General features: G+C 44.6%; 26 protein-coding genes. 19 read left to right on the forward strand and 7 right to left on the reverse strand.

Features of this window, described 5'->3' with window-relative positions; genetic code table 11:
* The first annotated feature begins 32 nt into the window (after nt 1-32).
* Nucleotides 33-494 (forward strand): TPM domain-containing protein, encoded by a 462-nt coding sequence (locus NM125_RS03295; RefSeq protein ID WP_255132829.1) that lies wholly within the window; start codon nt 33-35, stop codon nt 492-494.
* Complete coding sequence (locus NM125_RS03300; RefSeq protein ID WP_255132831.1) at nt 487-1,245, forward strand: TPM domain-containing protein; 759 nt, start codon at nt 487-489, stop codon at nt 1,243-1,245. The genes NM125_RS03295 and NM125_RS03300 overlap by 8 nt, the downstream gene beginning before the upstream one ends.
* A 75-nt stretch (nt 1,246-1,320) precedes the next feature.
* Here NM125_RS03300 and NM125_RS03305 read toward each other — a convergent pair whose 3' ends face one another.
* The 4 genes from NM125_RS03305 to xrtX all read right to left on the reverse strand — a co-directional run bounded on the left by NM125_RS03305 (nt 1,321) and on the right by xrtX (nt 5,117).
* Nucleotides 1,321-2,547 carry a trans-sulfuration enzyme family protein gene (locus tag NM125_RS03305; RefSeq protein WP_428236997.1) on the reverse strand — a complete coding sequence of 409 codons (1,227 nt, stop codon included), beginning with the start codon at nt 2,545-2,547 and terminating at the stop codon, nt 1,321-1,323.
* Nucleotides 2,531-3,016: an Lrp/AsnC family transcriptional regulator gene (locus NM125_RS03310; protein ID WP_255132835.1), complete on the reverse strand. Its 486-nt coding sequence runs from the start codon at nt 3,014-3,016 to the stop codon at nt 2,531-2,533. The genes NM125_RS03305 and NM125_RS03310 overlap by 17 nt, the downstream gene beginning before the upstream one ends.
* Before the next feature lie 207 nt (nt 3,017-3,223).
* Nucleotides 3,224-4,516 (reverse strand): glycerate kinase type-2 family protein, encoded by a 1,293-nt coding sequence (locus tag NM125_RS03315; RefSeq protein ID WP_255132837.1) that lies wholly within the window; start codon nt 4,514-4,516, stop codon nt 3,224-3,226.
* 82 nt (nt 4,517-4,598) lie between these two features.
* Complete coding sequence (gene xrtX / locus NM125_RS03320) at nt 4,599-5,117, reverse strand: exosortase X (RefSeq protein WP_255132839.1); 519 nt, start codon at nt 5,115-5,117, stop codon at nt 4,599-4,601.
* A 212-nt stretch (nt 5,118-5,329) separates the two neighbouring features.
* Between xrtX and NM125_RS03325 the strand changes: the two genes are divergently transcribed.
* The 8 genes from NM125_RS03325 (at nt 5,330) to NM125_RS03355 (ending at nt 11,024) form a co-directional block, all read left to right on the forward strand.
* Nucleotides 5,330-6,502, forward strand: coding sequence for an acyl-CoA dehydrogenase family protein (locus NM125_RS03325; protein ID WP_255132841.1), 1,173 nt, complete (start codon nt 5,330-5,332; stop codon nt 6,500-6,502).
* Between the two features lie 154 nt (nt 6,503-6,656).
* On the forward strand, nt 6,657-7,865 hold the full coding sequence (locus NM125_RS03330; protein WP_255132842.1) for an acyl-CoA dehydrogenase: 1,209 nt from the start codon (nt 6,657-6,659) through the stop codon (nt 7,863-7,865).
* A 22-nt stretch (nt 7,866-7,887) separates the two neighbouring features.
* Nucleotides 7,888-8,118, forward strand: coding sequence for a DUF433 domain-containing protein (locus NM125_RS03335; RefSeq protein ID WP_255132844.1), 231 nt, complete (start codon nt 7,888-7,890; stop codon nt 8,116-8,118).
* Nucleotides 8,119-8,241: 123 nt separating this feature from the next.
* The gene (locus NM125_RS16035; protein ID WP_432419284.1) at nt 8,242-8,472 is read left to right on the forward strand and encodes a DUF5615 family PIN-like protein; all 231 of its coding nucleotides are present in this window, start codon (nt 8,242-8,244) and stop codon (nt 8,470-8,472) included.
* 2 nt (nt 8,473-8,474) lie between these two features.
* On the forward strand, nt 8,475-8,849 hold the full coding sequence (locus NM125_RS03340) for a YccF domain-containing protein (protein WP_255132846.1): 375 nt from the start codon (nt 8,475-8,477) through the stop codon (nt 8,847-8,849).
* An 89-nt stretch (nt 8,850-8,938) separates the two neighbouring features.
* The gene (locus NM125_RS03345) at nt 8,939-9,415 is read left to right on the forward strand and encodes a heme-binding domain-containing protein (protein ID WP_255132848.1); all 477 of its coding nucleotides are present in this window, start codon (nt 8,939-8,941) and stop codon (nt 9,413-9,415) included.
* Between the two features lie 89 nt (nt 9,416-9,504).
* On the forward strand, nt 9,505-10,005 hold the full coding sequence (locus NM125_RS03350) for a DinB family protein (RefSeq protein WP_255132850.1): 501 nt from the start codon (nt 9,505-9,507) through the stop codon (nt 10,003-10,005).
* A complete protein-coding gene (locus NM125_RS03355) occupies nt 10,002-11,024 on the forward strand; it encodes an alpha/beta hydrolase family protein (protein WP_255132852.1) in 1,023 nt (340 codons plus the stop codon). Before NM125_RS03350 ends, NM125_RS03355 begins: the two co-directional genes overlap by 4 nt.
* A 509-nt stretch (nt 11,025-11,533) precedes the next feature.
* On the opposite strand, the gene NM125_RS03360 is transcribed toward NM125_RS03355, so the two are convergent.
* Nucleotides 11,534-13,570 carry a peptidylprolyl isomerase gene (locus tag NM125_RS03360; protein ID WP_255132853.1) on the reverse strand — a complete coding sequence of 679 codons (2,037 nt, stop codon included), beginning with the start codon at nt 13,568-13,570 and terminating at the stop codon, nt 11,534-11,536.
* Between the two features lie 50 nt (nt 13,571-13,620).
* Between NM125_RS03360 and lexA the strand changes: the two genes are divergently transcribed.
* Nucleotides 13,621-14,277 carry a transcriptional repressor LexA gene (lexA, locus tag NM125_RS03365; protein ID WP_255132855.1) on the forward strand — a complete coding sequence of 219 codons (657 nt, stop codon included), beginning with the start codon at nt 13,621-13,623 and terminating at the stop codon, nt 14,275-14,277.
* A gap of 1 nt (nt 14,278) precedes the next feature.
* Here lexA and NM125_RS03370 read toward each other — a convergent pair whose 3' ends face one another.
* The gene (locus tag NM125_RS03370; RefSeq protein ID WP_255132857.1) at nt 14,279-14,515 is read right to left on the reverse strand and encodes a hypothetical protein; all 237 of its coding nucleotides are present in this window, start codon (nt 14,513-14,515) and stop codon (nt 14,279-14,281) included.
* 138 nt (nt 14,516-14,653) lie between these two features.
* Here NM125_RS03370 and rplU point away from each other — a divergent pair, with 138 nt between their 5' ends.
* The 4 genes from rplU to NM125_RS03390 all read left to right on the forward strand — a co-directional run bounded on the left by rplU (nt 14,654) and on the right by NM125_RS03390 (nt 17,991).
* Nucleotides 14,654-15,169, forward strand: coding sequence for a 50S ribosomal protein L21 (rplU, locus tag NM125_RS03375; RefSeq protein ID WP_255132859.1), 516 nt, complete (start codon nt 14,654-14,656; stop codon nt 15,167-15,169).
* A gap of 26 nt (nt 15,170-15,195) precedes the next feature.
* Nucleotides 15,196-15,453, forward strand: a complete 258-nt coding sequence (rpmA, locus tag NM125_RS03380) for a 50S ribosomal protein L27 (RefSeq protein ID WP_255132860.1) — start codon at nt 15,196-15,198, stop codon at nt 15,451-15,453.
* A gap of 72 nt (nt 15,454-15,525) precedes the next feature.
* A complete protein-coding gene (locus NM125_RS03385; protein WP_255132862.1) occupies nt 15,526-16,179 on the forward strand; it encodes a fumarylacetoacetate hydrolase family protein in 654 nt (217 codons plus the stop codon).
* A 3-nt stretch (nt 16,180-16,182) separates the two neighbouring features.
* Nucleotides 16,183-17,991, forward strand: a complete 1,809-nt coding sequence (locus tag NM125_RS03390; protein WP_255132864.1) for a M23 family metallopeptidase — start codon at nt 16,183-16,185, stop codon at nt 17,989-17,991.
* Between the two features lie 21 nt (nt 17,992-18,012).
* On the opposite strand, the gene NM125_RS03395 is transcribed toward NM125_RS03390, so the two are convergent.
* A complete protein-coding gene (locus tag NM125_RS03395; protein WP_255132866.1) occupies nt 18,013-18,390 on the reverse strand; it encodes a RidA family protein in 378 nt (125 codons plus the stop codon).
* Nucleotides 18,391-18,529: 139 nt separating this feature from the next.
* Between NM125_RS03395 and NM125_RS03400 the strand changes: the two genes are divergently transcribed.
* From NM125_RS03400 to NM125_RS03415, 4 genes are all read left to right on the forward strand, one after another.
* Complete coding sequence (locus NM125_RS03400) at nt 18,530-19,843, forward strand: tetratricopeptide repeat protein (RefSeq protein ID WP_255132868.1); 1,314 nt, start codon at nt 18,530-18,532, stop codon at nt 19,841-19,843.
* A 23-nt stretch (nt 19,844-19,866) separates the two neighbouring features.
* Entirely contained in the window at nt 19,867-21,057 is a 1,191-nt protein-coding gene (locus NM125_RS03405; protein ID WP_255132870.1) for a tetratricopeptide repeat protein, read from the forward strand.
* A 2-nt stretch (nt 21,058-21,059) separates the two neighbouring features.
* Nucleotides 21,060-22,196: a cystathionine gamma-synthase gene (locus NM125_RS03410; protein ID WP_255132872.1), complete on the forward strand. Its 1,137-nt coding sequence runs from the start codon at nt 21,060-21,062 to the stop codon at nt 22,194-22,196.
* Nucleotides 22,197-22,279: 83 nt separating this feature from the next.
* Entirely contained in the window at nt 22,280-23,458 is a 1,179-nt protein-coding gene (locus NM125_RS03415) for an acetyl-CoA C-acyltransferase (protein WP_255132874.1), read from the forward strand.
* Nucleotides 23,459-23,559 lie beyond the last annotated feature (101 nt).

The following is a 23,559-nucleotide window of genomic DNA, read 5'->3' on the forward strand; positions in this document are numbered from 1 at the left end:
CTTATGTCTAAAATCTCAATACTAAAAAACCAATGGCCAAATTTCTTACCGAAGAGCAGGAAAAATCAATTATTGAATCTATTAAGGAGGCAGAGAAAGAAACCTCCGGAGAAATCAGGGTTCACATCGAAAAAAAGTGCAGTGCTGAATCTCCCTTACAGCGGGCGCAGGAAGTCTTTGGCGAGCTGAAGATGCACGAAACCGAATTACGAAACGGTGTGATCGTTTATGTGGCCTGGAAAGATCACAAGGTTGCCATTTGGGGAGATCAGGGTATCCACGAAAAAGTGGGACAGGAATTTTGGGAAGAGGAACTCAAACTAATTCTCGACTACTTTAAAAAAGAAGACTATGAAACCGGTTTAAGTGAAGTGATCCTGCAAATCGGGCAAAAACTCAAAGAATATTTTCCTTATCAAAAAGACGATGTGAATGAGCTTTCAAATCAGATCAGCTATACTAAGGAAGACAAACAAGACGAGAGCGATGCGTAGATTATTAAGCCTGTTCCTATTTTTAAGTTTAACCGTAAGCGCATTCAGTCAGGATTTTTTGCCGGACCGCCCCACCGGAATGGTGAATGACTTTGCCGATATGCTCTCTTCTTCTGAAGAACGACGGCTTGAGAATAAACTGCGCAGCTACCGTGATACCACAACCAATGCTTTTGTGATTGCAACCATTGAAAGCCTGCAGAATTACCCCATTGAAGATGTAGCTACCAATCTATTCAACTCCTGGGATATACAGTATGAGCAGCGCAATAATGGCGTTTTAATTTTGATTTCTGAACAGGACCGGGAAATGCGCATCGAAGTTGGATATGGACTGGAAGGTGCTATCCCCGATATCATGGCAAACCGGATTATCAATGATGTAATGACCCCGAGCTTCCGCGCCGGGGATTTCTATGGCGGACTGAACCAGGCTACGGATATTCTTATTGATTTAGCTGCCGGTGAGTTTGAAGGGTTTCCGGAACGCAGAACTTCTTCCGACGATGAGGGCATTCCCATTGACCTGATCATCCTTTTTATCATCCTCATTTTCTTCCTGGTTTCTAAAGGGAAAGGAGGAAAAGGTGGTCGCCGGCACTCTCTTGGCTCCAACGGTATTATCTTCTTTGGCGGAGGATTTGGCAGCGGCGGAGGCAGTTCCTTCGGAGGCGGTGGTGGCGGCTTCGGTGGTTTTGGCGGCGGTGGAGGCTTCAGCTCCGGCGGCGGCGGTGCCAGCGGCGGCTGGTAATTTTGGCTATCCGGAATTAAGAATTCAAAATGAAAATTTAAAATTGACCTGACTCAATTTTTAAATTTTCATTTCCTAATTTTGAATTTCCAACGCTTGCTCGAGGTCGGCGATGATGTCTTCTGCACCTTCAATGCCAACGGAAATGCGTACCAGCCCGTCAGTGATACCGGCCTGCTTTTTTAAGTCCTCATCTACAATAGAGTGCGTCATAGAAGCAGGATGCTGAATCAGGGTATCGACAGCTCCCAGGCTTACCGCCAGCGTGCACAGCTTTACATTGTTCATCAGCGATACACCAGCCTCGTAACCACCTACCAGTTCAAAGGCAATCATTCCTCCATATCCGTCTTTCATAATGGAAGATGCCAAAGCATGTTGTGGGTGTGACTCAAGTCCCGGATAAAAAACATGATCCACTTTTGGATGATCCTCAAGGAATCTGGCTACTTTCATACCATTTTCGGCATGTTTCTTCATTCGAAGCGGCAGCGTTTTGACTCCATTCAGGGTAAGCCAGGCATCCATAGGTCCGGCAATGCCTCCCAAATTTTTTCTGAACAGAGCTGCTTCCGATTCTTCATACACTTCTTTTTTGGCAACCATCACCCCGCCAATAACCGAGCCATGTCCGCCTATGTATTTTGTTGTTGAATGAACGACAACATCGGCTCCTAATTCAAACGGACGAATGTGATACGGAGTGGCAAATGTATTATCGACCATCAGTTTAGCGCCATACTCTTCCGCCAGTTGCGAAAGTGCTTTTATGTCCGCAACCGTCATCGTAGGATTGGCGATACTTTCAAGGTAGATGAGTTTGGTTTCCGGATGCTTTTTCAGTTCCATTTCAACCTGAAATAAATCAGACATATCGGCAAACGAGCAGCTCATTCCCATCACCGGAACTTCCTCTTTCAAAAACTGACTGGTACAGCCATACAGAGCATCCTGAGCTACAATATGTCCTCCTTTGGCAAGTGCAATAATTCCCGTTGTAATGGCGGCCATGCCGCTACCAAAAGCCATTCCGGCGTAATCTTCAGGATTGTCCAGCGAATAGGTTTCCAACTCACAAACTGCTCTTTCAAGAGCTTCAACAGTTGGATTTCCCAGTCGGGAATAAACGTGGCTTGCCCCGCCCTCTTCGTGACGAAAAGCCTTAGCGCCGGCTTCTACATCATCAAAAACATAGGTGGATGTTTGATAAATGGGCGTTGCGTGTGACCCATATTGATCTTTTTTCCCTTCTCCGGCATGTACGGCAACGGATTCTAATGTGGGTTTAATCTTCGTTTTCATCATAAACTGGAATTGGAGATTGATCTTTAATGGTATTCAGCACAATGCTGGTATGCAGACGTTCAACGTCGGGCAGGGTCGTCAGCTTATTTCGCATAAGCTGCTCATAATCTTTGGTGTCTTTAGCAACCACGTGCAGTAAAAAATCACCATCGCCTGTGGTGTGGTAACAGGCTAGTATTTCGGGGATCTCTTTTATGGCAGAGGTAAACTCTTCCAGCAAGTTTAGCTGGTGAACGCTTAAGGTTACTTTCACAAAAGCCGTGAAGCCCCGGCCGACTGACTCTTTATTAACCTTGGCGCTATATCCTTCAATAATCCCTTCCCGCTCTAATCGGCGAACCCGCTCTAAAGTAGGCGTGGTTGTTAGTTCAATTCTTTTGGCCAGCTCGTTATTAGCCATCCTTCCCTCTTGCTGAAGAATGGCGATAATCTTTTTGTCGGTGGCATCAAGCTTGGGAGTTGACATAGAAGAAGGACTTACTATAATTACTCTACAATTATAAATAATTATCCTTCAAAAATATATATTTACAGATATAAAAACTGTTATGCAAATAAATAAGGCATAAAATTCTATATATAATTATTTCATAGAATTTAATTCTTCAGAGGCGACAACTTTCCTGCACTCTTTGAAATAATATGCTGCGATATGCTTCTCTTTCGCTCCCTTTTATCCTACCAAAATCACCTGAAGATCCATCAGGTTGTTCCCGGTGGCACCGGTTTTGAGCATGGTATCCATTTGTTTGTGGAAGTGATAAGAGTCGTTATTCTGGAGGAAATTCTCCGGCTCCAGTTTGTTTTTTCGGGCTTGTAAAGTCGTGCCGGAGTTAATGATAGCGCCCGCGGCATCGGTTGGACCGTCAATACCATCGGTGGCAAAACTGAGTAACGAAATGGAGTGCTGGCCTTCAATCGAAATAGCTGCATTAAGGGCCAGCTCCTGGTTTCGGCCGCCCTTTCCTTCCCCTTTCACATCCACTGTACTCTCCCCATAATAAACCAGAGCAGCCGGGGGCTTCATATCGGATTTTTTGCTTAGAATGGAGATAGCATCACTGCATATTTTCTTGGAAACCTCTTTTACATCTGTATTGTAGGCTTCCTCACTCACCTGCACATTAAATCCTTGGTCACTTAAATATGAGCCAACATTCTCCGCCAACATTCCGGCTCCTGAAATCACGTTAACCTCATGTTTTTTCCAGTTTGAAGTTTCAGGCTTTGGGGTTTCGGGGCTGTCGCCATGCATCCCTTTGGAGAGATGAATACGAACCGAATGCGGAACATCATCCCACAGCTTAAATTGCTTAAGAATCTGAAAGGCTTCTTTAAAAGTTGAAGGGTCCGGTACGCTTGAGCCGCTGCCTATCACTTCGGGTTTATCTCCGGGTACATCAGAAAGAATAATGGAAATAAGTTTATGCTCTTTCAAAAGCTGCCCCAGCCTCCCACCCGCTGTCTCTGAGAGATGTTTTCTGACCACATTAATCTGCTTGATGGAGGCACCGGAGTTCAGCAACAACTCAAAAGTTTTACGGTATTCTTCGATTTCAATACCGTCGGCCGGAATGCAGAATAACGATGAAGCTCCGCCCGATAATAGAAACACCACCGTATCTTCTTCAGGTATTTTTTTCGCCAGCTCCCAAAGTTCGTACGAGGCCGACACTGAATCATCATCCGGATAAGGATGGGCACCCTTAAATACCTGTACCTGATTCAATTCCCGTGAGCTTTCAGGGGCAATCACCATTCCGTCTTTTATTTGGGAACCGAAATAATCCTCCGCCTCCTTAGCCATCTCAAAGGAGGCCTTTCCTGCCCCCAAAACCCAAATTCTACCCTCTGTCTGAAAGGAGGATAAGATGCCCGGCAAATCCGGGTCAAAAAAATTCCCATCCACAATGTTATCAACAACGTTTTCTAATAGTGAGCGATGCTGATCTGATTTTTCACTCATTAAATCCTTCTCTTTATCAATTAAAACCAACGATACCTGAAATTCAGCCTCATCTGGAGGCAGCACATATCTATTCTAAATATTAAGCATATTCTGCAGCCTTTTCATTGGGGAATGCGTCTGCATAATTCACCCAAACCATCCATAGGATAAATATCACGATGTAGAAAATGGCCGTGGTAGAGTAGTCGTGGGTGAAGTCAAAAAACTCAGGCCACTTTGCCTGGGTGATGGTTAGTATCACCACTCTTATGATGTTTACCAGATAGATAATCCCGATCCCCACAAAACAAAAGCTTAGTTTATTTTTCCAGTCGCCCGGATAAGCCAAAATAAACCCGAGGAACAACCCCATTGCGGCAATCCCATTACAGCCATCTATAATTTCAATTCCGGGATACTCTCCGATTCCAATAATCCGGTTTACCGTAAAAACATCGAACCCAAACATTTCTATAATGCCCGCACTGGTGCCAATAATATTCAGCGACAACCAATAGTCAAGATCCCCGGCCGGAAGCAGCCACAGCTCATACAAAATGTACCATCCAATAAAGATGACCAACGCTTTGGCTATAAATTTTAAAATCGGAGAATTCATGTAAATCTGATTTATTAAAGCATCATAAAAATCCTGAGCCAATATAAAACCTTGAACTCCAATTTATTCAAAGATTTTGAAAACAGGATTACCCGGCACACACCATTGAAAAAATCAAATTTTACACAATCCTGAACGATATTAATCATACAAACCGTTATCTTGGAAGCGTTTCCAACAAACAAATTTAAACAGATAGTAGTATAGAAATTATGGATGCCGTTTTAGACCGAGAGTTATCATTTGAGCTTACAGAGGATCAGAAAATGATCCGCGATAGTGTAAAAGAATTTGTAGAACGAACTGTAGCTCCTTCGGTAATGGAAAGAGATAACAGTAAGGAATTTCCGCACGATATTGTTAAGCAATTGGGAGAGTTGGGAATGCTCGGCATCTACCATGAAGAGCAATATGGCGGTGGCGGTTTTGATGTAGTCAGCTTTTGCCTGGCCCTTGAAGAGATTGCCCGTTGGGATGCCTCCCTTGCGCTCACCGTTGCTTCCCATACTTCCCTGGGTACCGGACATATTGCTATTGCCGGAAATCATGAACAAAAATTGAAGTATATGCCCGCTCTCACTAAAGGTGAAAAGCTGGCTGCCTGGTGTTTGACCGAACCGGGTTCAGGAAGTGATGCTTCCGGGATGAAATCCACAGCCATTAAAGAAGGCGATAAGTACATTCTGAATGGCTCCAAGATTTTTATCACCCAGGGGTCTGTAGGTGATGTGTATGTTGTACTCGCAAAAACGGATCCATCCAAAGGGGTGAAAGGAATTTCTGCTTTTATCGTAGAGCGCGAATGGGACGGCGTTAAGCCCGGTGAAGGCATGCACAAGCTGGGCATGAATTCATCCGATACAACCGAAGTGGTATTTGAAAATGTGGAAGTTCCGGCTGAAAACCTCCTCGGTAAAGAAGGTCAAGGTTTTATTGACACGATGAAGGTTCTTGACGGAGGCCGTGTAGGGATCGCTGCTCTTTCGGTAGGTATCGCTCGCGGAGCGTTGGAAGAGTCACTCAAATACTCCATGGAAAGAAAACAGTTTGGTCAGGCCATCGGGAATTTCCAGTATATGGAAGGAAAAATGGTGGACATGGCTACTGAAATTGATGCCGCCCGCCTGTTGGTTCACCGTGCAGCCTGGCTTAAAGATCTGGGTAAACCCTACACAAAAGAGGCTTCAATGGCTAAGCTGTTTGCTTCAGAGTTATCGGTTCGCGCAGCTGATGAAGCCGTTCAAATTCACGGCGGCTATGGTTACACCAAAGAATATCATGTAGAGCGATTTATCCGGGATGCCAAACTCATGACTATTGGGGAAGGAACTTCGGAAGTACAGCGACTGATCATCGCCAGAGAACTTAAAAAAGGTTTAGCCTGATCAGCTGAAGGTCCTATTGTTGTTGGAATCAAAAGCCTGTAGTTCTCTGAGATCTGCAGGCTTTTTTTGTTACATCTGCTGATAATCTCTTTCGGCCTGAAGCATATTTTTCTTACTATCCATCAAACGAACATCAAGATAAAAACTCAACGCAATGTCCAAGAATCTATTCAACATCGATGATGCTTTTCTTTTTGAATCTGAACTGAATGAAGAAGACCGGCTCATCATGGAAACGGCCCGGGATTATGCCCAAAGCAAACTCGAACCCCGTGCCTTAAAGGGAAATACCGAAGAGTATTTTGATCAGGATATTGCCAAGGAAATGGGTGAAATGGGACTGCTTGGAGTAACTGTTCCCGAAGAATATGGAGGCTCCGAAGCCAGTTATACCGCCTATGGTTTAATTGCACGGGAAGTGGAGCGCGTGGATTCCGGATACCGGTCTTTCATGAGCGTGCAATCGTCGCTGGTGATGTACCCCATCTCAGAATTTGGGACTGAAGAACAGAAACAAAAATTCCTTCCCAAGCTGGCTGCCGGTGAAATGATCGGCTGTTTTGGATTGACTGAACCTGATCATGGTTCTGACCCAGGCTCCATGGTAACGACAGCCGTAAAAACCGATGGCGGCTGGGTGTTGAACGGGGCTAAAATGTGGATCACCAACTCCCCCATTGCTGATGTTGCGGTAGTTTGGGCCAAAGCCAAGGAACATAAAGATGACAAGGGCGTAATCCGCGGCTTCCTGGTTGAAAAAGGGATGGATGGATTTTCAGCACCGGCTACCAAATACAAAATGAGTCTGCGTGCTTCGGAAACCGGTGAGCTGGTTTTTGATGATGTATTCGTTCCCGATGAAAATGTGTTCCCGGATATCAAAGGATTAAAGGGCCCTTTCATGTGCCTCAACTCTGCGCGATATGGAATCGCATGGGGAACCGTAGGTGCTGCTGAGTTTTGCTACCAGCAAGCCCGTGATTATGTATTAGACCGGAAGCAGTTTGGCAAACCCCTGGCTGCCAATCAGCTTATCCAAACCAAACTGGCCAATATGATGACGGATATAACGCAGATGCAAATGTTGGCTTACCGTTTGGGTAAACTAAAAGACGAAGGGCGTGATCATCCTTCTATGACTTCCCTCGCCAAGCGGAACAACTGTGGCAAAGCTCTTGAAATCGCCCGCATCTCCCGTGATATGCACGGCGGCAACGGTATTACCGGCGACTACCGGGTTATCCACCACATGGTGAACCTGGAATCGGTAAACACCTACGAAGGTACTTATGATATTCACGGACTCATTCTTGGAAGAGAAATTACCGGCATTCAGGCCTTCACCCCAAAAGGGAATGATTAAATAAAATTCATTACTTTGGATTATGGAATGGAAAGATCACATAGTTTCAGAGCCCAAGGTTTTATTTGGAAAGCCTCGGGTTAAAGGTACCCGAATTTCGGTTGAGCTTATTTTGGATAAGCTGGGAAACGGTGTTACTAAAGAAGAACTCATGGAATCTTACCCTAATCTTACCGAGCACCAAATCCAGGCTTGTATATCCTTTGCTGCTGATAAGTTGAAGTCCGAAGTCGCTTATTCGGATGAAAAGTGAAAAATCAGTTGTAGTAGATGAGAGTGTTGACTTCCGCTTTATTGAAGCACTTCAAAATCATCATATTTTAACCCATTCTATTTTAAAAGAATCGCCGGGCGTAAGTGATGATCAGGTTTACATATAGCAAATCAGTCAAGCTCTATACTTCTTACTGAAGACAAAGACTTTGGTGAACTTGTAATAAGACTCGGAAAAAATCATAGCGGGATCATTTTAGTCAGAATAGATGGAAGGCCCAACGAACATGAAATTGACAGAGCTTGCAGATTGGTAACGGAACACTATAAGGAAATGACAAATAATTTTTCTGTTATTACTGAAAACAAACTTAGAATTAGAAAGTTAAATTAACCATGAACACCCTCGGTAACATCATCTGGTTTATTTTTGGTGGAATTTTTGTGGCTATTGAGTATGCCATTTCAAGCCTGATTTTATGTCTTACCATTATCGGTATTCCATTCGGAGTTCAGACCTTCAAGCTGGCCAAACTATCCCTGTTCCCTTTTGGAAAGAAAACGGTGGTGAATGAGAAATCCGATGGTTGCCTTTCTCTTGCCATGAACATCCTCTGGATTCTCGTGGGCGGCATCTGGATCAGTATTACCCACATTGTTTTTGGAGCTATACTGTTTTTAACCATCATCGGGATTCCGTTCGCTAAGCAGCATTTCAAACTGGCATCGGTTGCTTTATTACCCTTTGGGAGAGATATAGTTAAAGACTAATTTAGTCTTCTTCCAAATATTGGTATTTATAAGTATTTACAAGACCTTCCTGCAACTTTGTGATACATTCCTGGAAAAGGAGGATCATCATGGAATCACTGACTTCAAAAATCATAGCGGGTTTTATTCTGGTGTTTATAATTCTTCAATTTTTTGGACCTGATACTTCTTCTCCGGCAGCCGATCCCTCCAAAGATTTCATCGTCAATTCTCAACCACCGGAGCAGGTAACCTCTATTCTTAAAAGTGCTTGTTACGATTGCCATTCCTATCAAACCAACTATCCCTGGTATTCAAATATTGAGCCGGTATCGTGGTGGCTGCAGGACCATATTGAACACGGCAGAGATGAATTCAACATGTCGCTATGGTCTGACTATTCCTCAAATCGTGCCGATCATAAACTGGAAGAGGCCATCGAACTGGTTGAGGAAGAAGAAATGCCTCTGCCTTCCTACACCTGGGTTCATGGGGATGCCAGACTTACACCGGAACAACGAGATCTACTCACAGAATGGTTTAGCTCACTAAGAACAAAAATTTCTGACAATTCTGAGGAAAATTAGTCTCTTTTTCCGTCAAGAAACTAAAAGCATAAGATTAAAGATTTTTTCAATTCATTGATTTACTTTAAGCCACAATCTAAAAAACAGGTATGACGCTTAAAGAGCAGCTTTTAAACAATACAGACGTTTTTATTGATAAGATCAACGAGTTCACCGATGCGCAATTTAATCTAAAGCCCGATTCGGATTCATGGTCGGCAGCGGATGTGTTGGAACACGTTTACCGCTCTGAATTTGGAGTACCCCGGCTCTTCACCGGTGAAACGAAGAAGCTTAACGACCGCAAACCCGATGCGCACGTTTCCCGGATGAAACAACGATTCCTTGAATCAGATGCAAAAATGGAAGCCTCCGGTGTGATACTTCCCACAGAAGGAAAAAAATCCAGGGAAAGCCTGATCGAAAAATTTCGCAGTAACAGGATTAAAATTGCCGGTCTCATCGAAGACCTTCCGGCAGATGAATTATGCCTTAAATTTGAACATCCTGTATTTGGTTTATTAACCCGCATGGAGTGGGTTCACTTCAGTATCATTCACAGTCAGCGTCACCAGAAACAACTCGATCGTATTCAATCGCAACTTCAATGAAACCAAGGACCGATATCTATTTTCATCCAGAAAGACTATTCAACATGATGCGAGTGACCGTTGCCACCATCACCCTTGTATTGGTTGGTGCATTTTTTCCATTAAATAGCCATGCTCAGGAAACTTCCCTTACACCCGGAGAAGAAGTTGTTTTTAAAAGTGGGAATATTGTTTTGAACGGAACCCTGGTTTTACCTGAGAATGCCGAAAATGTACCTGTACTTGTGTTTTCCGGTGGAATGTATGAATGGGGAGATCATCATCCGCAGCGTGAAATTTTTATCCGGGAAAACCTGGAAGCGGTTTTCCCACCGGCCGGCATAGGTGTACTCTATTATGATCCGCGCGGAGTCGGAGAGTCAGACGGGCGATGGGGCCGTGCTTCGTTAACCGATTTCGCTGATGACGCCAAAGCAGCCATTCAGTACCTGAAACAAAGAAAAGAAGTAGATCCCGATCGGATTGGTATCGCAGGATTGGGTGAAGACGGCTGGATGGCTCAAATTGTCGCAGCAACTGCACCCGGTCAAGTTAAACTTATGGCCTCCCTTGCCGGTCCTACGTTCGACCCTACCCGGCAGCTGGTTAATGAATATCACAGCGGGTACGTTTGTAACGGACAAGACAGTACCACTGCATACAGGAAGGCGGTACAAAAAGCACAATCTCACCAAAACTGGGTTTCGGTACTGCCTCTTACCAAAAGGTGGCGACATATGAACATGAAGGTTGGGTTTGAACCTGAAACTTATCTCAGTGACATCAACATCCCGTCCTTATTTCTTTTTGCTGAAAATGACGGACAGGTTTATCCGGATTGGGCTATGGAAAGTCTTCGGGAAATATATCCCGACTCGCTCCCTTCAAACTTTACCGTTCATACCATTGCCGGTGCCAACCATTTCTTCCATGTAGTGCCCAAGTGCTACGACTACCTCGAGGAAAGCCAGAGTGTTCAAAAAAACTTCTCCTTTCGGTTCAAAGAAGTTTTCCAAGACTGGATTTTTGAAAACCTCTAGCCGGGTTTATTTATTAGATCTCGTGGTAGTAGATGCACCGCTGCATCATACCTCAGGGAAACTCTGCTTTTACACTGGTTCCGCCGCTCCGCTGCGGAACCTCATTGTGAGGCTCCGCCTCAAGTTAGTTAACAGGGGAATAGAGTAAAGATATGAATGCAGTATTTGAGGCGGAGCCTCGGGTGGGCATTGCGGAGCAGAGCGCCGCAACGAGAAACAAATCCATCATTCGGCTCGCCTGAACCGGATTATGACCGGGAATTAAGCAAGAGCCGGATGATGAATGATACCGGTATGGAGCCTTAATGCAATCTCATCCATCACCCCGTTTCTCACTTGAACCACATAAGGGCCCAATTCACAGGAAACGGAATGATGGAGTCAACGACCCCTTTGACTTGAACCAGACAATCAGGCTTCTACTTATCCTACTTCCACCGCTCCGCTGCGGAACTATATTGCAAGGCTTCCGGGACTCCCTAGTGAGATAGTGGCCGATACAGCAAAACTTACTTTTTCTGCCAGCTCGCCTTCAACACTTTATCTCCCACCATAATCCGGTCTACCACGTCCATTCCTTCAGTCACTTCACCGATAATGGTATAACGTCCATTCAGATGGGGTGCCCAGTCGTGCATCACAAAATACTGGCTGCCTTCCGTGTCGGTTCCCGCGCTGGCAATGCCTGCCATTCCCCTTCGGTATTCTTTACCGGAAGCTTCGGTTGGGACCACATAATCCGGCCCGCCAAATCCATCACCTGTTTCCACATCTCCTCCCTGTATCACAAAGTTCGGTGCTACGCGATGGAAAGCTACGGAATCATACGCTCCGGCACGGGTAAGGCTGTCAATTCCCGAGATTGTTGCAGGAGCAGAAAGTACATCCATGGCAATTTTGATGGTTCCCTCTTCTGTCTCCAGCACCCAGACAGGCTCAAAGTCCAGCTCTGCCAAACGTTGCCAATCCGGAGTTCTGAATGTCGGAGGTTCGGCTTCGGCATCCGGCACATCCCAACCCTGATTTGCCAATGTGGAGTTAAGTGCAGGGTTTCCTTTTGCAGCCAGAGAATCAATCAGATCCTGAGCTTCATCACGAAACCGCTCGTATAAAAATCCGGCCATCGATTGGTACACTTCAATATCTTCCGGAAGCTGATAGTTGGTCAATAGTTGTTCAATTCGGTTGAAGTCTTCGTCTAAAATCACCCCGGCTGATTCCATAAACGATGCTGTTATATAAGTGATGGAGCGATCTCCCCTTTCAAGTAAATCAAAAACCAGATCTCTTACGCTCTCTTTCAGTGATGATTTCTGGCTCTCCTCCAGATCAGCCCACCAACCCGACATTGCCTGGGCGGCAAACAAAGCTTCCATCCTGTTTGAACTGCCGGCATATTCTTCCAGCTTCTGCAGGAATTCATCTGCATTCAAAGCTTTTCGATAGATATGTAACTTTTTAATCAGCAAATACTCCTGCCCCTCAGAAAGTGACTCTGACAGACTCAGGTATTCATCCGCTTCACTCATTGCGATAATACCGGAAAGACGAACTGATGCTTCTTTCTGTTCGTTCTCAACTATTTTTTCACTGATAACCGCATCAAAACTGCCTTCTTTTTCGGGGTGATTAGCGATCCTGTTCAAAGCCACTTCATTCACAACGGGGTTGGGATGATCAAGCAGTCTTGTGTACACCTCTTCAAGCTTTGGGCTCCATCCGGCATTCGAAACCTGATTTGCCAGTTCTACCGCAAGCTGCACATTCATTTCTGATATATCTTCCACCGGGAGGCGATTAAGTGTCCATTCTGCATCGCTTTTAAAAGCTATTCGAAGTGCATACTGACGGATGTACGGACTTTCCACCCATTCATACGCTTCCCAAATGTTGGTTCTTATTTGTTCATCTTCAATGACCTCATCGCCCCGGTAGAGTCCATAAAAGTAGGCTCGGTATAAATCCTCATCCTCCAATACAGCTGCATAACGGAGAATACTTCTGCGGGATGATTCGGGGATATCGTACTCCATCATCAGCCGCCCCATGGCTAAGGCCGAATTATACTCGTAGTCAGAATCAGGGCCTATAATTTCATCAAAATTGCGAATTAACAGATCTAATGACTCCTGATTACCCTGTTGCCCCAATACCAGGCTGATCCCCTTTCTCATTGAAGCTCTTCTGTTCCACAGATCGTGCAAACGGGTTAACTGTTCATCTGTAAGTTCGTGTGCGCTCAAAGCCATCCAACCCAATTCGGTATTTGCATACTGGGCTTTGGTCACAAACGCATCCATATCCTCAACCGGCGTACTGATGAGCGCCCGCCACGCTTGAGCCTGAACAAAAGAATCCGGGTGTTCGGTGTAGGCTAACAGAGAATCCGCATTACGATCAAAAACGTGCCGGTACAGCTCCGGGTACTCATCCGTTAAAAGTTCTGAATATGCACTTTCCTGCATACATGATGTGGTGAGAAAAGCCACAAAAGTGACTACAATCAAAACACACATACTTTTTACACATTTAGTATTGAACTTCATACACAAACTCCGTTTATTACACATGTTTCTTACATTAAACTTCTTTCGCCATGGATAATGCACATTTGACTCGTAAACAGCACGAATTTTTCACTTTCATTGTCGACTATAAAAAAGAGAATGAAGTGTGGCCAACTTACCGAGAGATAGCCGACCATTTCGGGTATGCATCTCCAAATAGCGTGACCCAAAATATACAGGCACTGCTGAAGAAAGGCTATTTAGTTAAAAGAAATGATGAGGAGTATGACTTGCCCTCCGATAAAAAGAGTCTTTTGGGTGAAACCGAAGAGCAAGAAGGTATTCCGGTTCGTGGGTTGATTGCAGCCGGCTCGCTTCAGGAAGCCGTTGAGGCAAACCTGGGCAGCATCACACTCGATACCCTGTTCCCGGATCTTGATGACTTGTTTGCATTGAGGGTTACCGGCTTCAGCATGAAAGATGTGGGAATCTACGATGGTGATTTTGTGCTCCTCATGGATACGGATGTCAAAAATGGAGATATCGGAGCCGTACTGTATGATGGAGAAACCAGCCTGAAGAAAATTTACTGGGATGATAATGGCCTCAGGCTGGAACCCGCCAACGAGGAATATGATGATATCATCATAGAACCGGATGTGTTCGAAGAAGTCCGAATCATTGGTAAATACATCGGTCACGTAAACCGACAAGGATTTCAGCGGGCTATCCCTTTAGTAGCTTAAATTAAGGCAAAGGAGAATCTTCATTCAGATGAGTGGGAAGATCTTTGTCATCCAGAATGGTGGTCTTCTTATTAGGCACTTTTAACTCATCGGCTATGGTAAGAAAACGGCCGTTCGCATCCTTACGCGCCTCATGTAGCTGAGAGTCTTTAATCCATGCCCGGCCGCCGTCTCTTTGAAGTCTTTTTGTATTTTTATACTTAAATGCTTGTTCGTGAAGCGAAGGTAGCTTTTTCATAATAATTGCCTGATTTTCATTTCTCTAAATTTAAGTGAAGTTTCTGAATTTATCAGTATAGATTTGCTTTGTTTTGTCTGATCTAAACGTTATCTTTTCAAGCTCTGAATTAAACGCAAAGAAAGAAATTAATCGATTATGTACGCTATTGTTGAAATCGGCGGACACCAATACAAAGTAGCAGAAAACGACGTGCTGTTTGTGGACAAGCAAAACGCCGACGGTAAGAAGCTTACATTTGATAAAGTGTTGCTGATTAAAGATGACAACGGAAATGTTAATATTGGAACTCCTGTAGTTGAAGGAGCTGAGATTTCCGCTACGATCCTGGATACGGTTAAAGCTGACAAAGTATTAGTATTCAAGAAAAAACGCCGTAAAGGATACCAGAAACTTAATGGACACCGTCAGGTAATGTCTCAGATTCAAATCGAGAGCATTTCCACCTCGGGTTCTACTTCAAAAAAGAAAGCCGCTAAGAAAGATGACGCTCCTGCCCCTAAAGCAGAAGCCAAAGCATCAGCTTCCAAAAAAGAAGAATCTGCTGATTTAGATTCAATGACGGTAGCTGAACTCAAAGACTTGGCGAAAGAAAAAGGCCTTACCGGATACTCAAGTATGAGAAAGGCCGAATTGATTGAAGCATTATCATAAATTTTCATTACTAAACCCTTACTGTTATGGCACATAAGAAAGGTCAAGGTTCAACAAAAAACGGTCGTGATTCAAACCCAAAGATGTTGGGTGTTAAAAAATTCGGTGGCGAGTTTGTGCGAGCCGGAGGAATTATCGTAAGACAACGCGGAACCAAATTTCACCCCGGTGAAAACGTTAAAAGAGGCGGCGATGACACTTTGTTCGCAACTTCTGACGGAACCGTGAACTTTGCTGTTCGCTCTGGCGGACGTAAGCACGTGAATGTAGATCCTATTAACTGATTTACATTTTAAAAATTTCTAAGCCCCGCTCTTGATGATTTAAGTGCGGGGCTTTTTTTATATCTTGATGCTATGAAAAATCCTGATATACCCGGCCTCGATCTCCCCGTCAATAACATCTATTGCATTGGCAGAAATTATGCCCAGCACGCAAAGGAATTAGGAAATAAAGTTCCAAAAATCCCGCTTGTTTTTATAAAACCTTTAGGTACCATCTGCTATAATGAGGCAACCATTCAACTTCCCGTACAGACCAATGACGTGCATTACGAAGCAGAGATTGTTGTGGCTATTTCCAAAGAAGGTAAAAGCATCGCTCAGGAATCTGCCCTCGATTATGTAGCCGGATACGGAGCCGGTATCGATTTTACGGCCCGGGATATTCAATCCATTTCCAAAAAGCAGGGACAACCCTGGACTATTGCTAAAGGGTTCGACAATTTTGCTCCCATCAGCAACTTCGTGCCCGCTGAAGAAATTGCGGATCCGACCGACATAGATATCAAGCTCTTTCATAATGGCTTTGTTAAACAGCACGGAAACTCTTCGGAAATGATTTTTTCTGTGGCCAACCTGATATCTTTTCTTTCGGGAATTTTCACCCTTCACCCCGGAGACCTCATCTTTACCGGAACACCTGAAGGAGTGGAGCCTGTTGAGTCAGGAGATAAGCTGGAAGTGCTGCTGAATAATGGAACCTCATCCTTAACGGTGAACATCGGGTAAGCTTTGCGATTTTTTAGTATAGCCATCTTTTCATTTTTCATAACTGCGGCAAATGTTCAGGCACAGGAATACCTGTGGCCATCCGCATCCGGCAATTACCTGAGCTCTACCTTTGGGGAAACGCGATCCGCTCACTTTCATGCCGGACTGGATATTAAAACCTGGGGACGGGAAGGCTACAAAGTTTTTGCTTCCAGAGACGGAATCCTTTTTAGATTGCTCGTCACAGAACGCGGTTACGGAAACGCTATTTATCTTCAACATGATGACGGAACATTCACCGTTTACGCTCACCTTCAGCGTTTTAACGACCAATTTCAGTCCATTGCAGACTCGATAAGGCTACAGGATTTTTCCTTTGAAATGGATGCCTTCCTCGACACTCTGGCTATACAAGTAAACCAAGGGGATGTAATTGGATATACCGGATCGACTGGGATTGGCCCACCCCATCTTCATTTTGAAATCCGGGACTCACTGGAAACACCGGTCAATGCGTTGAGAACCAATTTATCCATCAAAGACGACCTCCCTCCAGTATTTTCTTCGCTTATTGTTGAGCCTTTGACAAAAAACTCACGGGTAAATGGGCAGCCCGCCTCCAATTACATCAGGGCAGGTAAAGGCAGGGAAGTGTTCGATTTTGGTGAAGTAAAACTAACCGGAAAAGCAGGGTTGGCCGTGAATGTGTACGATCGGGCCAATGAGGTTTATAATGCCTACGCGGTTTACTCGCTGGCATTGGTTCAGGATTCGGATACGTTGTTTTATCAAGAACTGAACCGGTTTGACTACAATGAGAGTAACGAAATGTTTCTGGATCGGATAGCTCCTTTCGGATCAACCAGGCGTGGGCATCAGCGGCTGTTCCGAAAAGATGGTAGTAAGAACCCCTTCTACCTGATCACTAAAGATAGTGCTCAAATAAGCGTATCGGATTCTGCGGAAACTTACACAATCGTTGCCTCAGACTACTTTGGCAACACATCCAGAGCAACGGTAACATTTGTTCCGGACACCCTTTCAAAGTCTTCATCGACCTCTCTAACCCCAAATACGGATGAATGGTACTGGACTGAAAACTGGGCTTCACCTGACCTTCAGAACACCCTTGATCTGACACAACTCAACACTGGATTTATGTGGGAAGAATCTCAGCACATTGTTCGGGTTGACTCTGCAAAGCAGTTGCAATTTGCCCGTTTCATTCCCGGAACCGCTCAAAAAATTATCACTCCCGACCGGCAGTTAACACTGCGATTTAGTGATCAGGCTTTTTTCGACACGCTGACTGTTGCTGCTTCCTATGAAATGGATAATGAAGCAATCAACATCTACGTGCAGCCTGAAATGCTCCCCGCAAAGTCCAACTTTGGGCTGGAATTCTTTCTGGGAGATTACTTTGAAGCCGGCAACAACTATCGCCTTTTCCGAATTGATGCTTCAGATGGAGATACAAGCTATGTGGAATCTGAATTGACAGGAAGAACACTCCACGCCCGTCCATCATCACTTGGCGAGTTTACGGTTTTAGCCGATAATGAAGCCCCGGAAATCTCCGGTCTTAACATCTACAAAACGGACTATGGAAAATGGCGGGCTTCGGTACGGGTTACCGATGATCTTACCGGTATCGAATCATCTTCTGCCAAATTCATCATAAATGGACAGCGAGGAATCGCTGAATACGATTACGAAGAAGAGCTGCTGATTTATTACCTGCCTGATTTCACCCCTCAAGCTGCAAATACAGCGGTTGTTGAGATTAAAGATAAAGCCGGAAACATAGCTTCAAAAGAGTTTCAAAACTAATTTCCGGCTTCTAAACGGTGGTTAGAGATGCGCAATACAGCTAATTTCAACCAGCACATTTTTCGGCAGTGTTTTAACAGCCACCGTTTCTCGTGCAGGGGGATCTGATTTAAATCGTGCTCCATACACTTCATTCACGGCGCCAAAATCATCCATACTTGCCAAAAATATGGTGCATTTAAGTACGTGTGAGAAATCGATGCCGGCCTCGGCAAGAACAGCTTTAAGATTGTCCATAACCTGAGCAGCTTGTTCAGCAGCGGTTTCACCTACCAGTTCCATGGTTTCTGGATTTAATGGGATCTGTCCGGAGCAGTAAAGCGTTCCGTTATAAGAGGTTGCCTGACTGTAAGGGCCTATAGCAGCCGGTGCATTGTCTGTAGCATGTATTTTTTTCATGAATATATTCCTTAATGATTATGGTGATATAAAAATCTAAAGCATGTGCGCTAATAAATTGCAGAAAGCAGCACATATGACTATTTTTGACAACATATACATTTGACCCGATTTCAACCAAATTCAATTTTATAATAAAATGAAAAAGCTACTTAGAAACTTACTTTCAGCGGTTCTTTTTGTAGGGATCCTTGCTAGTTGTGAAACGACAGATCCTTTGATTGAAGAGGCGCAGAAGAATATTTTCACTCAGAATTATGACTCTGCCCTTGCCGTTTTAGACCGTTCCATCCAAAACAACCCTGAAAGCGGCCTTCCCTATTACTACAAGGCCATGACGTATAAAGAAAAAGCAAGAACTATACCTCAGGCAGGTGAGAGAAAAGGAACCTATGAGAATTTCAGAGAGTCTGCTGTAACGGCTCGTGAGAAATTTTCCGCCCAGGAAGAAGTTCCTTCTGAAGCCGGAGACGTGGATAATCTTATCCTCAGTACCTGGGGCTTTGAGCATAACAAAGCTATTGAGTATGTAAATGATGACAGCCTGAAAGCTACGGTAGAAGAACCTATCAAAGTTGCTGTTGCTCACCTTGAAAATGCTGTAATCATCAATCCTGACAGTACCCTTTCCTGGGATATTCTTGCTCAGGTTCAAAGCATTAACGGCAACTATGCCGGAGCCATTGAAGCTCTGAACACTTCTATGGAAATGAAGGGCAACCCTCCTTCTGAAGACTTCTTGCGACTGGGAACTTACTACAGAGAAAGTGAGCAGCCTGAAGAAGCAATTAACGTACTGGAAAACGGCGTTGAATCTTACCCGGACAGTGTACAGCTGGTACAGGTTTTAGCTGATGTGTACATGCAGGCCGGACAAAGAGAAAAATCTATTCAGACGATTGAAACACTGATTGAAAGAGATCCGGAAAACGCTCAATATCACCTGGCGCTTGGTACTCAGTTACTGCAGGCTACCACCGAGATTTCTGAAAAAATCACCAGTAACTATGACGAGATTTACGACTTAGGCACTGAGCTTCGAAACAACCGCAACAGAGCGGATGCTATTAATGCCTCTATCGACTCTTTGGTATCTGTGAATGAAGAGCTTACTTCAGAAATGAATGGGTTGAGCGACCGCGCAGAATCTGAACTGATCAGAGTTACGGAATTGCGCCCTGAAGATCCTAAGGCTTACCAGTATCTTGGTATTTCTTTCACCAATAAAGCAGCCGCTTTATACGAGAAAAGAAACTTTACCCAGGATAACGAACTTGCCAGCGAGCTTGACAAACAAGCTAAAGAAGAGCTTCGCGAAGCCATGAAATACTACGAAAAAGCAGTAGAGCTTGAGCCTGACAATACGGCCAACTGGCAATCACTGTCTCGCATTTATGTACAGCTCGACATGCAGGAAAAAGCTGCCGAAGCTATGGATAAAGCAGGCATGTAATCTCACCTATCAAAAAATTTAATATGACTATTTCAAATTTTACCCGGCTGACAGGCTTACTTCTGGTGGCCGGGTTTTTTATTTCCTGCAGTACATCACAAGTTAACATTGATGAACTGCTTGCAAATAACAAGTATCAGGAAGCTATCACCGAAATTGATAACCGGCTTGCTGAAAACCCCGAACAACCTTCCCTTTACATTCAAAAGGCTACCATTAATGCCGATTTAGCCCATCAGGCAGACCCGGAATTAAGAGCCAAATTTTACGAAAATACGGCCGATAATTTTGAGTTAGCCGTAGAATACGGGGCTGATGCATCCCAGGTTTCTGTGATAGATAGCCTGCGGCAGCAGTATTGGAAAAAAGAGCACAATGCCGGTCTTCGGATTTCAGAGAATGAAGATATTTCTGAACGATACCAGCGCGCTGCTATTCATTTTCAAAACGCACTTATTTTGCGGGAAGATGCCGTCAGTTCTTATAAAAACCTTTCGATTGCACAGTTTAATGTGGGAGATTTGGATGATGCCATCCAAACACTCGAAACGGCCCTGAATTATACCGATGAAGATCCGGTAGAAATCTATGAAAACCTTGGGTATTTACATCTCGAGAAAGGAGATCCTGAACAAGCGGCATCTTACTACGAGCAGGCCAATACAAATATGCAGGAAGACATGAACCTGGCTTTTGGATTGATCAATGCCTACATCTCGGACGGAAACAGCGAACGGGCTTCTGATATGCTTGAGAATCTGGTTGCAGAATATCCGAATAATGCCAACCTGAGAAATGTATATGGCACCCAGCTATACCAGATTACTTCCGGCATTTTACAAGACCTGAAGCAAGCCTATTCGAGTAATGATACTATGCTTGTTGAGCAGATTAAATTTGAAGCAGAAGGAATGGGCGATGAAGCCGAAACGGAGCTGATCGAAGCTTTCAAAAGAGACACCTCTAATACAGAATACCTGGAAAGCCTTGCTGTTTTTTACAACAACCTCTCAGCTCAGTACTTATCACTTCTACCCGTCGCATTTGAGAACGACAGAGCCAGCCTCGAATCCAAAGCTTACACACTTATCAACTTTGCGATTGATTACTACGAAAAATTAGTTGTAATAGATCCGAACAACGAAGAGTACACCAGTAAACTCAGCGTTCTCAAAACTTTAAAAAATCGCAAAACTGCCTCAGCAGATAATTAATTATGAAATTTAATACCAAGACGATTCATGCCGGCCAGAAGCCAGAAGAAACTTCAGGCGCGGTAATGCCTCCCATTTTTCAAACTTCAACATACGCTCAGGAAGCCCCCAACAAACACAAAGGGTACGATTATGCCCGCGTTGGGAACCCCACTCGCACAGCTCTTGAGCAAATGATCGCCGGTTTAGAAGGAGCTGACGAAGCCGCTTGTTTTTCCAGCGGTGTCGCAGCTATGGATTCCCTGATGAAAATGTTGCGTCCGGGCGATCACGTTGTGACGACTAATGATTTATATGGAGGCTCCTACCGGTTATTTACCAAGGTATTCGAGCCCTATAGGATTGATTTCACTTTCGTTGATATGACGGATCTGGAGAAGGTAAAGGACGCCATCACCCCACAAACAAAGCTGATGTGGATTGAAACTCCAACTAATCCTTTGCTCCGTATTGTAGATATCGAGGCGTTGGTAGGATTAGCTAAGCCCAACGATATTCTCACGGTAGTTGATAATACTTTTGCATCTCCATACCTGCAGAGGCCGCTCGAATTTGGAGCTGATGCGGTGCTCCATTCCGCGACCAAGTATCTGGCCGGACACTCTGACGTTATTCACGGTGCGGTTGCCAGTTCCAACCAGGAGATTATGGAAAACCTTCGGTTCCAAACCAAAACATCCGGTGCAGTACCCGGGCCCATGGATTGCTATCTCACCTTACGTGGCATCAAAACTTTGAGTGTACGCGTTCAGCGTTCTGTTGATAATGCTAAGCAAATAGCTTCATTTCTGGAAAGTCATGATAAAGTTGAGTCTGTATTATATCCCGGCTTGTCATCACATCCACAGCATGAATTAGCTGCTAAGCAAATGGATGACTTCGGAGCTATGCTTTCCTTCATCCTGAAAGATGACTCAATTGAAGCCGCTACCAAATTTATGAGTAACACATCCATCTTTACCTTAGCTGAAAGTCTGGGCGGTGTGGAATCATTAATAAGTCACCCCGCTTCTATGACTCACGGCTCCATCCCTAAAGACGTTCGGGAAAAAGCAGGACTTAAGGATTCTTTAATTCGTATTTCGGTGGGAATTGAAGACGCTGACGACCTCATCGATGACCTGAAACAGGCATTTTAGTATATCATCATTCCTGAGCCTTTAGTATCTTTCAGGCGCTAAAAAAGCGCTTACAGAAATCTAATTTAAAACTTATTCCGATCATGCGAGACGTTGTAATTATATCTGCAAAACGAACCCCCATGGGCTCCTTTGGAGGCAGCCTTTCTTCCTTTTCTGCACCCGAGTTGGGCGCATCCGCCATCCTTGAAGCGGTAAAATCAGGAGGCATCAAGCCCGACGATGTTCAGGAGGTGGTTATGGGTAATGTTCTTTCAGCAGGTATCGGGCAGGCACCGGCCCGGCAGGCAGCTATGAAAGCAGGACTTCACGAGCGAACCCCTGCTACCACGGTCAACAAAGTGTGTGCTTCAGGCATGAAGTCGATTATGATCGCAGCCGACCAGATTCGTTTAGGCGAAGCAGAGATCATTGTAGCCGGAGGAATGGAGAGCATGAGTAATGTTCCCTACTATCTGCCTAAGCAACGTTTTGGCGCGAAATATGGGCATGTTGAAGCCGAAGATGGTATCGTGAAAGACGGGCTTTGGGATGTGTATAACAAATACCTGATGGGTAATGCCGGAGACCTTTGCGCCCGGGAATGCAACATCAGCCGCGAAGAGCAAGACGAATACGCCATCAACTCTTACAAAAGAGCCATCGAGGCGACTGAGAAAGGCTACTTCAAAGACGAGCTCATCAAGATCAAAGTTAAGGATCGCAAAGGTAATGTTACCGAAGTAGAAAAAGACGAAGAATTGGGTAAAGTTCGTTTTGAAAAAATTCCTGAATTGCGACCGGTATTTGATAAAGAAGGAACCGTAACGGCTGCCAATGCTTCCAGTATTAATGATGGTGCAGCCGCTGTTTTAGTGATGAGCGCTGACAAAGCCAAAGAACTCGGACTAAAGCCATTAGCAAAAATATTGAGCCATGCCAGTGCTGCTAAAGCGCCCGAATGGTTTACAACTGCACCGGCCGATGCCATCCCCATTGCGCTTAAGAGAGCCGGGCTGACCAAGAATGACATCGATCTTTTTGAGATAAATGAGGCTTTTTCGGTTGTCGCTTTGGCAAACAACCAGATTCTGGAACTCGACCCTGAGAAGGTAAACATACATGGAGGTGCCGTAAGTATCGGTCACCCCCTCGGATGTTCAGGAGCACGGATTATTGTTACCCTCATCCATGCCCTTCGCAGAACGAAAGGCAAATACGGATGTGCGGGTATCTGCAACGGCGGAGGCGGAGCTTCCTCCCTCGTGCTGGAAATGCTTTAAAAGCACATAGCCCGCTTATATTTTTAAGCGGGCTATTTTTTTATTGACATTATTATTTCACCGACCTATTATAAAGCAGACCTGAAACAAACGACTCTACT

Source organism: Gracilimonas sediminicola (assembly GCF_024320785.1).
Taxonomy (GTDB): Bacteria; Bacteroidota; Rhodothermia; order Balneolales; family Balneolaceae; genus Gracilimonas; species Gracilimonas sediminicola.